At 70.2% G+C, this 11,187-nt stretch carries 15 protein-coding genes; 7 read left to right on the top strand and 8 right to left on the bottom strand.

What is annotated here, in order from left to right:
• Positions 1 to 54 precede the first annotated feature (54 nt).
• Positions 55 to 597 (bottom strand): DUF2306 domain-containing protein, encoded by a 543-nt coding sequence (locus tag ACO06I_RS15350; protein ID WP_421933432.1) that lies wholly within the window; start codon positions 595 to 597, stop codon positions 55 to 57.
• 158 nt (positions 598 to 755) lie between these two features.
• Here ACO06I_RS15350 and ACO06I_RS15355 point away from each other — a divergent pair, with 158 nt between their 5' ends.
• Entirely contained in the window at positions 756 to 1,505 is a 750-nt protein-coding gene (locus ACO06I_RS15355) for a LytTR family DNA-binding domain-containing protein (RefSeq protein ID WP_421933433.1), read from the top strand.
• On the opposite strand, the gene ACO06I_RS15360 is transcribed toward ACO06I_RS15355, so the two are convergent.
• Positions 1,502 to 2,050 (bottom strand): GNAT family N-acetyltransferase, encoded by a 549-nt coding sequence (locus tag ACO06I_RS15360; RefSeq protein ID WP_421933434.1) that lies wholly within the window; start codon positions 2,048 to 2,050, stop codon positions 1,502 to 1,504. The two genes, ACO06I_RS15355 and ACO06I_RS15360, sit on opposite strands and share 4 nt — an antisense overlap.
• 137 nt (positions 2,051 to 2,187) lie before the next feature.
• Between ACO06I_RS15360 and ACO06I_RS15365 the strand changes: the two genes are divergently transcribed.
• Positions 2,188 to 2,823 carry a lysozyme inhibitor LprI family protein gene (locus ACO06I_RS15365; RefSeq protein WP_421933435.1) on the top strand — a complete coding sequence of 212 codons (636 nt, stop codon included), beginning with the start codon at positions 2,188 to 2,190 and terminating at the stop codon, positions 2,821 to 2,823.
• A 174-nt stretch (positions 2,824 to 2,997) separates the two neighbouring features.
• Positions 2,998 to 3,711 carry a lysozyme inhibitor LprI family protein gene (locus tag ACO06I_RS15370; RefSeq protein WP_421933436.1) on the top strand — a complete coding sequence of 238 codons (714 nt, stop codon included), beginning with the start codon at positions 2,998 to 3,000 and terminating at the stop codon, positions 3,709 to 3,711.
• Positions 3,712 to 3,720: 9 nt separating this feature from the next.
• Here ACO06I_RS15370 and ACO06I_RS15375 read toward each other — a convergent pair whose 3' ends face one another.
• A complete protein-coding gene (locus tag ACO06I_RS15375; protein ID WP_421933437.1) occupies positions 3,721 to 4,710 on the bottom strand; it encodes a malate dehydrogenase in 990 nt (329 codons plus the stop codon).
• 140 nt (positions 4,711 to 4,850) lie between these two features.
• Between ACO06I_RS15375 and ACO06I_RS15380 the strand changes: the two genes are divergently transcribed.
• Positions 4,851 to 5,270: an HIT domain-containing protein gene (locus ACO06I_RS15380; RefSeq protein WP_421933438.1), complete on the top strand. Its 420-nt coding sequence runs from the start codon at positions 4,851 to 4,853 to the stop codon at positions 5,268 to 5,270.
• Here ACO06I_RS15380 and ACO06I_RS15385 read toward each other — a convergent pair.
• Positions 5,267 to 6,094, bottom strand: a complete 828-nt coding sequence (locus tag ACO06I_RS15385) for a hypothetical protein (protein WP_421933439.1) — start codon at positions 6,092 to 6,094, stop codon at positions 5,267 to 5,269. The genes ACO06I_RS15380 and ACO06I_RS15385 overlap by 4 nt on opposite strands.
• A gap of 20 nt (positions 6,095 to 6,114) precedes the next feature.
• Positions 6,115 to 6,972, bottom strand: a complete 858-nt coding sequence (locus tag ACO06I_RS15390; RefSeq protein ID WP_421933440.1) for an HpcH/HpaI aldolase/citrate lyase family protein — start codon at positions 6,970 to 6,972, stop codon at positions 6,115 to 6,117.
• 55 nt (positions 6,973 to 7,027) lie between these two features.
• Here ACO06I_RS15390 and ACO06I_RS15395 point away from each other — a divergent pair, with 55 nt between their 5' ends.
• Complete coding sequence (locus ACO06I_RS15395; RefSeq protein WP_421933441.1) at positions 7,028 to 7,411, top strand: DUF2237 family protein; 384 nt, start codon at positions 7,028 to 7,030, stop codon at positions 7,409 to 7,411.
• A 24-nt stretch (positions 7,412 to 7,435) separates the two neighbouring features.
• Here ACO06I_RS15395 and thpR read toward each other — a convergent pair whose 3' ends face one another.
• On the bottom strand, positions 7,436 to 7,972 hold the full coding sequence (thpR, locus tag ACO06I_RS15400) for an RNA 2',3'-cyclic phosphodiesterase (RefSeq protein ID WP_421933442.1): 537 nt from the start codon (positions 7,970 to 7,972) through the stop codon (positions 7,436 to 7,438).
• A 142-nt stretch (positions 7,973 to 8,114) separates the two neighbouring features.
• Here thpR and ACO06I_RS15405 point away from each other — a divergent pair, with 142 nt between their 5' ends.
• Positions 8,115 to 8,858: a Bax inhibitor-1/YccA family protein gene (locus tag ACO06I_RS15405; protein WP_421933443.1), complete on the top strand. Its 744-nt coding sequence runs from the start codon at positions 8,115 to 8,117 to the stop codon at positions 8,856 to 8,858.
• Positions 8,859 to 8,918: 60 nt separating this feature from the next.
• On the opposite strand, the gene ACO06I_RS15410 is transcribed toward ACO06I_RS15405, so the two are convergent.
• Entirely contained in the window at positions 8,919 to 9,254 is a 336-nt protein-coding gene (locus ACO06I_RS15410; protein WP_421933444.1) for a DUF2794 domain-containing protein, read from the bottom strand.
• Positions 9,255 to 9,664: 410 nt separating this feature from the next.
• Between ACO06I_RS15410 and ACO06I_RS15415 the strand changes: the two genes are divergently transcribed.
• Positions 9,665 to 10,477, top strand: coding sequence for a hypothetical protein (locus ACO06I_RS15415; RefSeq protein WP_421933445.1), 813 nt, complete (start codon positions 9,665 to 9,667; stop codon positions 10,475 to 10,477).
• On the opposite strand, the gene ACO06I_RS15420 is transcribed toward ACO06I_RS15415, so the two are convergent.
• On the bottom strand, positions 10,465 to 11,157 hold the full coding sequence (locus tag ACO06I_RS15420; RefSeq protein ID WP_421933446.1) for a DUF1223 domain-containing protein: 693 nt from the start codon (positions 11,155 to 11,157) through the stop codon (positions 10,465 to 10,467). The genes ACO06I_RS15415 and ACO06I_RS15420 overlap by 13 nt on opposite strands.
• Positions 11,158 to 11,187: the final 30 nt, after the last annotated feature.

Here is an 11,187-nt window from a genome sequence, read left to right on the forward strand (position 1 = left end):
TCCCCTCTGCGCGCATCATGGCCGAAGCTTGACCAAACCAAGACGTCGCGGGGGTCACGCGAAGAACAGGTTCCACATGGTGCGGCCGGGGATGAAGGCGATGAAGCCGTTGATCACCAGGCCGCCGTAGAACAGGCCCATCATGAAGCGGCGGTGGGTCTTCACTACATGGCGGCGGGCGGCGATCACCGCGATGGGCAGGGCGATCAGGGTCCAGCCTGTGAACAGGTGGATGAGGGACCAGTGATCGCCGTTGAGCCCGGTGATGAAGATGGAGGAGCCGGCCACCAGGGACATGGCGGCGACCCACAGCCAGCCGGCGGTGCGGTGGAAGATCGCGCCCTTGCGCTGGGTCATCAGCAGCGCCCCGATCAGCAGGGACGCCACCGCGCCGGCGATGTGCAGCTTGATCACCAGGGGCTGGGCGGCCAGCAGGGGCAGATCGGGGGCGTGCAGGTGGCCCCGGGCGGCCATTCGGACCATGCCGCCGGCATAGGGGGCCAGGGTCACCACCAGGGCCAGGACTCCGATCACCAGGGCCGCACGGCGCACCCATTGCGTCCGCTCGGGGCCCGAGATTTGCGAAACCTGCGACATCCTTTATCTCCGCGTGTTGAGGGCCGCTTCGACACGGCCCGTTCCTGTCACGCTGTGTGGAGACCGGGGCCCCCCATGCGCAAAGGCCAATGCGTCGGATGACAGGTCGCCTGCGCCAATCGCGGCCGCCCGCCGTTCACGCTTCGCGGGCGGACCCCGTGACCTGGGCCACGGTCGCGCGCACCCTGGCCGGGTCGAGCGCGGTCGGCGGCTTCCTGGCGTTCATCGGCGCCTTCGGGACCATGGGAAGCCCCCTGATCCTGAGGCTGGCCTACACCCTGCCGATGGCCTGGATCGGCGCCATCCTGGGCCTGTTGTGCTTTCGCGGCACGGTCAGGATGCTGCCGGGGCTGAACGCCCGCCGGTGGCTGCAGGGCGCGATCTCCGCCACGGTCATGACCCCGTTCATGGGCGCCTTCGTGTGGGGCTCGACCTATGTGGTCCCCCACAGCGCCCCCATGATCGAAGATCTCCCGGCCTATGTCGCGGTGACCTTTGTCTGTTGTCAGGCCTTCACCGCCCTAGCCGTCGGCTTGAACCGCCACGCCTATCTGTTGAGCCAGACCGGCGCGCGGGAGACCGGCGACCCGACCCCGCCCAAATTCCTGGAGCGCCTGCCCCTGAAGCTGCGGGGGGCCGAGGTCTGGGCGGTGGAGGCGCAGGACCATTACCTGCGGCTGCACACCTCCAGGGGCCAGGACCTGATCCTGATGCGACTGGCCGACGCCGTGGCCGAGCTGGAGGGGATCGAGGGCGCCCAGGTGCACCGCTCCTGGTGGGTGGCCCGCGACGCGGTGGCCGACGCCCGGCGCGGCGACGGGCGAGCGACGCTCACCCTCAAGGACGGCTCCGAGGTCCCGGTCAGCCGCACCTACGCCAAGATCATCCGTGAGGCCGGCTGGATCTAGCGGGAGGCCCTGCGCGCCATCCAGTCGTCCCGGCTCTGCCCCCAGACGTCGACCGTGAGGTGCTCGTATGGCGCGGGCATCGCGGCCTGGCGCAAGATGGTCGAGCCCAGACGCTTCGCCACCGCGGCCGAGGCGGTGTTGGCCGGGTCGATGGTGTGAACCACCTCATGCCAGTCGAGGTTGTCGAAGGCCCAGTCCGTCGAGGCGATCGCCCCCTCCGTCGCATAGCCCTTGCCCCAGCGGTCGCGGACGATCCCCCAGCCGACCTCGGTTCCCGGCCAGCCCTCGGGATACCAGGGACCCAGGCGGCCGACCCAGTCCCCGGTGGCCTTCTCGATGACGCTGAACATGGAAAAGCCGCTGATGGTCCAGGCGCCCGTCACCGAGCACAGGGCCCGCCAGACCACCGAGGGCGTCTGCAGCCCGCCGATGTGCCGGGCGGCCTCCTCGTCGGCCATGAAGGCGCACCAGGGTGCGAAGTCCGCGGCGCAGGGCGGACGCAGGATCAGGCGCTCGGTTTCCAGGGTCGGGCCGATGGCGGTCATGGATGTCTCCTGTGGACAGCCGACATACCGGCAGGCGGCCAGGCATATCAACGGCCGGTTCAGTCGCGGTTCAGGCGCCCGCCGCAACGATAGGACGCCTCGGGGATTCAGGGAGGCTGGGACCAGGAAGACGCGCCATGACCATCGAGACCCCTCCGAGCTCCACCGTTCTTCCGCCGCCGCGCGGCGCCAAGGCCGTCTTCGCCAAGCCCATGGTCCTGGCCGGGGTTGGCGGAGCCTGCGTCCTGGGCCTGGCCTTCGGCCTGTTGGCGCGGCCGCAGCTGGCCGCCGACACCCGTGCGCCCGGCTCGATGCAGCCGGTGAGCCAGATGCAGATCGAGATCGACCGCGACGAACCCCTGCCCGCCGTCCAGGGCGGCAAGCTGGAGCTGCTGCCGGCGGGGATCAAGGCGCCCCGGGTCGCCGCCCCGGCGCCGGCCGCCGAACCGATCCCCGTCCGCCAGGTCGAGGCGCCCCCGGCCCGGCCGCCCGCCCGCGGCCCCAGCTTCGACTGCGCCGGCGCGGCCAGCGCCGCCGAGACCCTGATCTGCGAGGATCCCGCCCTGGCCGCCCAGGACCGCCGGCTGGCCACCGCCTGGCGCCGGGCCCTGGACTCCGGCATCCCGGCCTGGCGCCTGCGCCGGCAACAGCAGCGCTGGCTGGACGCCCGGGAGGACGCCGCCCGCGACGCCCCCGATGCGGTGAGCGACCTCTATGACCAGCGCATCCAGGAGCTGAACGACGAGGTGTCCCTGGCGGCGGAGGAGCGCTGAGGCATCCCCCCTGGGTTGAAGAACGTTCTATCCAGACGCGAAATTAACGGCGCCGTTCAGCCACAATTCAGGTTAACCCCAATATGGGTATCGGCGTCGGTTCGAGAGGGCGGGCGCACATCGGGGACAATCCGGGGCGACCGCGGCGGACCAGAATACGCCAGGACGTTCACCATGTTTTCCCCCCTTAGCCTCCTTCGCCAACGCGCGCCGGAGTTCCACGAAACCCCGATGATCTTCCGGCCCATCCCGGCCGAGACCGCCCACCCCCACCTGCAGATCAATCCGGTCCACATCTCCGCGGCGGTCAGCGTCGCCTGCGTGATGGGCATGGGCCTGGGCCTCTGGCTGCGGGCCGATGTCGACCGCCGCGCCGCGGCCCAGGCCCTGCGCCAGGCCGCTCCCCGCCCGGTCGCCGCGGCGCCGGCCCCCCAGCAGGTCCGCATCGTCCTGGCCAAGCCCGAGGAGACGATCGCGCCCCCCACCAGCCTGATGGATGTCGGGGTCTCCCCCGCCGACCCCGCCGTCGCGGCGACCGGGGAGGTGGTGGACGCGGCCTATGTCGAGGCGCCGAGCTTCGACTGCCACACGGCCCGGACCCTGGCCGACCAGATGGTCTGCGTCGACCCGGCCCTGGCCCAGGCCGACCGCCGGATGGCCCAGGCCTATCGCGGCGCCCTGTCGTCGGGGGTCGCCTATCCGGCCCTGGCCCGCGACCAGGCCCGCTGGCTGGCCGCCCGCGAAGCCGCCGCCAAGACCTCGCCCGAGGCCCTGGCCAGCCTCTACGAGGCGCGCATCGCCCAGCTTTCGCCCAAGGAAAACCCCGCCCGGCCTGCGCCGAGCGGGGTCCATCAAGCGGTCGCGGAAACCTCAGCCCCGGTGGGCTGAGATCGGGGCTCAGCCCAGCATGTCCTTCACGGTGTCGCGCTCGCCCACCAACTCGTCATTGGTCAGCGCGATCTTGCTCTTGGCGAAATCGTCCATCTCGTAGCTGGTCAGCACCTCGTAGGCGCCGGGCGCGGTGGTCTTGACCGGCATGCCGGCCCACACGCCGTCGGCGAAGCCATAGCGGCCCTCGCTGTTGACGGCGACCGAGTGGATGGCGCCGACCGTGTTCAGGTCGCGGACGTGGTCGATCAGGGCGTTGGCGGCCGAGGCGGCCGAGGACAGGCCGCGGGCCTCGATGATGGCCGCGCCGCGCTTGCCGACGGTGGGCAGGAACTCGGTCTTCAGCCAGGCCTCGTCACCGATCACCGAGGCGGCGTCCTTGCCGCCGATCTTGGCGTGGGTGAAGTCGGCGAACATGGTGGGGCTGTGGTTGCCGTAGATGAACAGCTCGCTGACCTCGTTGATCGAGACCCCGGCCTTCTTGGCCAGCTGGGCGCGGCCGCGGTTCTCGTCGAGGCGCACCATGGCGGTGAAGCGGTCCTTGGGCAGACGCTTGGCCTGGCTGGCGGCGATCATCACGTTGGTGTTGCAGGGGTTGCCCACAACCGCCACGCGGGCGTTGTCGGCGGCGACGGCGTCGATGGCCTTGCCCTGGGCGATGAAGATCTTGCCGTTGTCCTTCAGGAGGTCGGCGCGCTCCATGCCTGGGCCGCGGGGCTTGGAGCCCACCAGCAGGGCCCAATTGACGTCCTTGAAGGCCACCTCGGCCTCGCCGGTCAGGACCATGTCCTGGAGCAGCGGGAAGGCGCAGTCCTCCAGCTCCATGGCCACGCCCTTCAGGGCCTTCTGCGGGCCGTCGACCGGGATTTCCAGCAGTTGCAGGATGACCGGCTGGTCCTTGCCGAACATCTCGCCCGAGGCGATGCGGAAGAGGAGGGCGTAGCCGATATTGCCGGCCGCGCCGGTGACCGCCACGCGGATGGGGGTCTTGGTGGTCATGGAGCTGCTCCGATTGCTGTGGCGGGACGACAGGTACGCCAGGTCGGGGGTCCCCGTAGCTCAAACCACCGCCCTGCCGCAATGCCGCGCGCGGAGTTTAGGCCCTTTGCCGCGGCGCGGACGCGTGGTCATCCTGCGTCATGGATGAGATCGACCCCGCCTTCGTCGCCACCTCGCATGCGATCGGCGACCTTCCCCTCTGCCAGGTCCGCCTGCAGGACGACGCCCGCTATCCGTGGCTGGTGCTGATTCCCCGGGGCGAGCGGCTGCGGGAGCTGGAGGACCTGGCGGCCGGCGACCGGGCGGTGCTGATGGAGGAGATCGTCCGCGCGGGCCGGGCCCTGCAGGTGCTTGGAGAGGCGCTGGGCGTGCCGGTGGAGAAGCTGAACGTCGGCGCCCTGGGCAATGTGACGCCGCAGCTCCACGTCCATGTGGTGGGCCGCCGGCGGGACGATCCGGCCTGGCCCGGGCCGGTCTGGGGCTTTGGAACCGCTGAGCCCTACGCCGCCGACGTGGCGGCCTACGCCATCGAGACCGCGCGGCGGGCGCTGGGGCTCTAGTTCCGCCGCAGGGTCACCGAGCGGTGCTCGCCGCGTTCGTTGAGTTCGCCCGACCAGCTTCCATTCACATCGGCGCTCAGCATGATGATGGAGGGTTCGGCGCCGGGCCGGGGGGTGATGCGGATGGTCAGCTGGCCGCCCACCCGGCTGATGGAATCGATGAATCCGGAGGCGTCCACCGCCCCGCGCCGCCGCGGATCGCGCCAGGCGCCCTCGAGGCTGCCGCTGCCGGTGTCCACCAGCTGCAGGTCATAGAGTTCCGAACCGCCAGCGCGCAGGCTCCAGGCCCCGTCCAGCGGCCCCTGCATCCCCTGGGCGGAGTTGAAGGACGAGCGCATGCGCGCCTCGTAGTTCAGGTCGGTGGCGGTGGGCGGGCCCTCGGGCGTCTTGCCGATCTCGTCGATGTGGACCGGCGCGGTGAGCTGCGGCCGGCGCGTGGCCGGCGGGACGTAGGCCGGCGGCGTGTACGCCGGGGGTGTGTAGGCCGGCGGCGCATAGGGCTGCGGCGTCACATAGGGCAGAGGCGCCTGGACCGGCGGCCGGTTGTAGACCGGCGGCGGGGTGTAGGCGGCCGGCGGCGGCGTATAGGCGGCGGGCGGCGGGGCGGTGCTCACCGGCGGCGGGGCCGAGGGCGGGGGCGAGACGGCCGGCGTCTCGGCCGCGGGGGCCGGCGGTTGGGCGGCGGGCGCGGCGGGCTCCGGGGGCGGGGCGGTCTGGGTCTGCTCCAGCAGGGCCCCGATGGGGTCGGCCTCCTGGGCCAGGGCCGGCGGCGCGCTCAGGGTCACGGTCGCCAGGAGCGCCGCGATCCGTCCAATTCTCGACACCCGGGTTTCCAAATCCTGCCTCACGCCGCGGCGATCGCCTCGGCCACAGCGATCAGACGCTGCGCCTCGGCCAGATGCAACCGCTCCACCATGCGTCCCTCGACGCGAAGCACGCCCTTAGCGGCGTTTTCCGGCGAATCGAAGGCTTCGACAATTCTGCGCGCCCACTGGACCTCGTCCGGGGCCGGAGAGAAGGCGGTGTTGGCCGCCTCGATCTGCCTGGGATGGATCAGGGTCTTGCCGTCGAAGCCGAACTCGGCGCCTTGCGCGCATTGGCGGGCCAGGCCCTCATCGTCCTCGATGCCGTTGAAGACGCCGTCCAGGATGGTCAGGCCGTGGGCGCGGGCGGCGGCGACGCTGAGGGACAGGGGGCCGGCCAGGGGCGCGCGCTCGACGGTCAGCCGGCAGCGCATCTCCTTGGCCAGGTCGTTGGTCCCGATCACCAGGGTCTCAAGGCGGCTGGCGGCCGCGCAGGCGGCGATCTCGTTCAATGCGAACAGGGAGGCGCAGGTCTCGATCATCACCCACAGGCGGGTGTCGCCGGTCAGCGCCCGGTCATAGGCCGCCACGTCGGCGGGGCTGGAGACCTTGGGCGCCAGGATGGCGGCCGGACGAGCGGCGGCGGCCGCGGTCAGGTCGGCGGCGCCCCAGGGGGTGTCGAGGCCATTGACCCGGATCACCACCTCGCGGCGGCCGAAACCGCCGGCCTTCACCGCGGCCGCGGCCTGGTCGCGGGCGAGGTCCTTGGCGTCGGGGGCGACGGCGTCCTCCAGGTCCAGGATCACCACGTCGCAGGCCAGGTCGCGGGCCTTCTCGATGGCCCGGGCGTTGGCGGCGGGCATGTAGAGGGCGCTGCGGCGAGGCCGGGCGGCGATCACGGGCGGGCTCCGTTTTGCATGGGCGATCCCCCCTCTTAAGGGCTAGGATGGCCCCATGACCATTCGATACGACGAGGATGCAAAAAACGTGCTGGGCGGCGAGCTGCAGAGCTGCTCGCTCGATCCCGTCACCGGCTTCTTCCGCAACGGCTGCTGCGAGACCGGGCCGCAGGACACCGGCATCCACACCGTCTGCGCCGTGATGACCGCCGAGTTCCTGGCCTATTCGAAATCCATGGGCAACGACCTCTCCACCCCGGTCCCGGACTACGCCTTTCCCGGCCTGAAGCCCGGCGACCGCTGGTGCCTCTGCGCGCCGCGCTGGAAGGAGGCCCTGGACGCCGGCGCCGCCCCGCACCTGGTGCTGGAGGCGACCCACGAGGAGACCCTGGCCATCGTGCCCCTGGGGATCCTCAAGGACTACGCGGTCAAGGCCTGACACCGCCCATCCCGGCGGGTTGGCTCACCGCAGGCGGTAGATCTGCTCCAACTGGTAGCGCGACCCGCCGCTGAGCAGCTTGCTGGAATAGAGCCCGAAGTGGCTGACCTGGAAGGGCGGCGACTTCAGCAGGGCGTTGGCGGCCAGCCAGGCCACGACCTCGGCGGGATCAGGGCGGCGCAGATAGGCCAGCGTCACGTGGGGCCGATAGGCGCGGCTGTCGGGGGCCAGGCCGGCGCGCCGGGCGGCGGTCTCGCAGGCCTTGGCCAGGCGGCGCAGAGCCTCGCTCTCCCTTACCCCCGCCCAGACGGCATGCGACTCGGGGCCCTCGCCGAACGAGCCGACCCCCTCCAGCTCCAGGGTCATGGGGGCGGCGAGGATGCGCTCCAGTTCCAGGTGCAGGTCGTCGGCCACGTCCTCGCGCACGTCGCCGAAGAACCGCAGGGTGATGTGGAAGGCCTCCAGCGGCCGCCAGTTCGCGCCGGCCAGGCCGGTCTGGCGGGATTGCAGCCCCTCCCCCAGTTCGGGCGGGACGGCGACGGCGGCGAACAGGCGGATCATGGGCCCAGCCTAAGCCCCCTCCGGACCAGGGCAAGATCGCCTGACGCAATCGTAATCGGGCGCCCGCTTGCGCTGAGGCTCGCGGAACCCGATATTCGGAGGTGCGCCCACCTGGGGCGTTGCAACAAAGGGCTATGCTCAGATGAGCGACTTCAACCGCGGCGCTGCTCGCACGATCCCCGCGGATCGCGCCGACATGTCGGTGGACGCGGGACTTCGCAGCTTCATGCTCGGCGTCTACAACAAGGTGGCCGTGGGCCTCCTGGTGTCCGCCGGCCTGGCCTACCTGACGGGATCCTTCGCCCCGGTCCGCGATCTGATGTTCACCGTGGCCAATGGCCGGGTGGGCTATTCGATCCTGGGCATGGTGGTGGCCTTCGCCCCGCTGGCGGTCATCCTGTTCTCCTCCTTCACCAAGAACGTCACCCCCAAGGCGGCGGGCATCACCTATTGGGCGATCGTCAGCCTGATCGGCGCCTCCATGGGCGTGCTGGTCCTGCGCTATACCGGCGCCTCCATCGCCTCGACCTTCCTGCTGACGGCCACGGCCTTCGGCGCCCTCTCCCTGGTGGGCTACACCACCAAGAAGAACCTGACCGGCTTCGGCAGCTTCCTGATCATGGGCGCCTGGGGCCTGATCGGCGCGATGCTGATCAACATGTTCCTGCAGAACTCGGTGATGGCGCTGCTGATCAACGTCGTCGGCCTGCTGATCTTCGCGGGTCTGACGGCCTACGACACCCAGCGCCTGAAGATGACCTATTACGAGCTGGGCGGGAACGAGTCGGCCATGAGCGTGGCCACCAACTTCGGCGCGCTCCAGCTGTACCTGGACTTCATCAACATGTTCCAGTTCCTGCTCGCCCTGTTCGGCAGCCGCCGCTAAGGCCCGACCAGGATCGACCTTCGAGAGCCCCGGCGGGAAACCGCCGGGGTTTTTGTTTGGCTATTCCACCACCTTGAAGCGGCCCTTGTCGAAGACCCGCAGCACCTGGTCCAGATCGTGGCCGCGCTTGAGGATCACCCCGCCCTGGCCGATCACCGACCAGGCCCCCTGGCGCTGGGCCAGGGCCGGGCGCTTCTCGATGCGGTAGAGCGGCGCCTCGGTGGCCTTGCGGAACACCGAGAAGGAGCAGGCCTCGGTCTGGGCGTCGATGGCGTAGTCGCGCCACTCGCCGGCGGCGACCATGCGGCCATAGAGGTTGAGGATGCGCTGGAACTCGCGGCGCTCGAAGAAGACGCTCGCGGCCGAGGGGGTGTGGTGGGGCTGATCCAACGCCATGCAAGGCGGAGGTTAGACCCAATCCGCGCCATTCGACAAATGCCTGCGCGTACGGGCCGGCGTGTCCCGCCTGCAACGCCTCGGGCCATTCTAAAACAACCGTAACCTTGCGCCGTGAAAAGACCTTAATCCGGCCCAGCCGCCGCCTGATGCGGCGGCGATAAAGTCATTGTCGGTTGGTCGGAACCTCGCTGGTCCCGGATCCTGAACAGCCCCCCCAGCCCCCCTGGATCGCGGGCTTCGGCCAGCCGACACCTAGCTCTCTCCAAGTAAGAGCCCCAAGACGAGCCCGCACGGCATCCCCCCCTCCACCGTGCGGGCTTCGTCATGTCTGGAGGTCGAGCGCGACCACCAGTTGCCGAATTCGCCTGCGCCTTTAGGCTCATGCCGAAATGGGATCTGGGGGCTTGATGCGGAAATCTTACCTCACACTCTGCCTCGTCCTTGGCCTGGCCGCGCCTGGCGGCGCCTCAGGGGCGTCAAAGACCCTTCCAATCGGACCCGCCGAGCGCGCCGACTTCGCCGCGGGCCTCGCGGACGGGATGCGCGTGTGGCCAGACGCCCGCGCCATCGAGAAATTCTATCCGGCCGACTTCAAACGAATGGTCGACGCCGCCGTTGAAGCCTCCCTGGCGAAGGGCTCCATTGACCAAGTCTCGCCCCAGAAGCTCGCCGCCGACATCGTCCCGGCGTTCACGGCCGTGCGCGACGAGGTCATTGATCGAGAGTATCCGAAGGCCAACAACCAAAACGTCCGGGCGATCATGCAGCTGGGGCTTGATCGCGCAAGAGCGGGCCTCGCCCAAAGTCCCCGTGCCTGCATGCTCGCGATCGGGATGGCGAAGGAGCTCCCGCGCGGCCCCAGGGAGCTCATTGTCGATCCGTACCTCCAACGGATGGGACAAATCACTGCCGACATCATTGAGCAGACGGCGACCCATCCATCTTTGCCACCCGATGCGCCGGACCCGGAAGCTCTGAACGCTCTCAACCTGGAAGCTGCCAAGGCGCTGCCGTCTGAGGAGAGTCTGGACCACTTCCTAGCGGCCGCCGAGCTTCCCGCCGCCCGATGGAACGACGACCAGCAACGCGCCACCTGTCTCTTCTATGTCCTGCGGCTCGAAGTCCTCCTAGCACGGCCGAACGATGAGGGCGTCCGACTCTACTGGGCGTTGAGATATGGCGGGCCGTCGGCGCCCTGGGCGGGACGTCAGTCCCGCTGAGCCGCGGCGATCACCCGGCCGCCGTGGGGTCCCTGGACCAGGACCGCGGTCGCCAAGCCCTCGGCGGGCGCCTGGGGCAGGCGGTAGGCGGTGGGCTGGCCGCGCCAGGGGCCCAGGCGCTTGATCTGCACCACCACATTCCTGTGCGGCACGGTCTGGCCCTTGTTGTCGCCCTTGCGGACGGTGACGTCCTGCTCGCGCGGGTCATAGCGGATCACCCAGACCTCGGCCCCGCCCCGGGGGACCGCGCCGAAGCCCACGTCCACCCGGCGCTGGCCGATGAAGGCCATGTCCGGGGCGCGGCGGGGCGCCTGGGCGGCGTCGGCCACCAGCTTGTCGATCTTCTCGGTCTGCAGGCCGCCGGCCTGGGCGCGGCCGTCCACCACCACCTGGGGCGTATAGGGCTCCCGAAGGTCCAGGCGGGCCACATAGGCCTTCTGGCGCTCGGCGAATTCGGGTTTGGCGAAGGTGTCGGGCCAGCCGAGATAGTCCCAGTAGTCCACCGGAAAGGTCAGGGCGAGCACGCCGGGCCGGTCGGCCAGCTTGCCGACATAGGCGTTCGCCTCGCCGCAGGAGGCGCACCCCTGGGCGGTGTAGAGTTCGACCACCACCGGCGGCCGGGCCTGCGCGGCAAGCGGCAGGGCGGCGACCAGCAGGCTGAAAAGCGCGACGTTACGCATTGGCGCGCACTTAACCGGACTTCGTTGGAG

The sequence above is a fragment of the Phenylobacterium sp. genome (assembly GCF_965229015.1).
Taxonomy (GTDB): domain Bacteria; phylum Pseudomonadota; class Alphaproteobacteria; order Caulobacterales; family Caulobacteraceae; genus Phenylobacterium.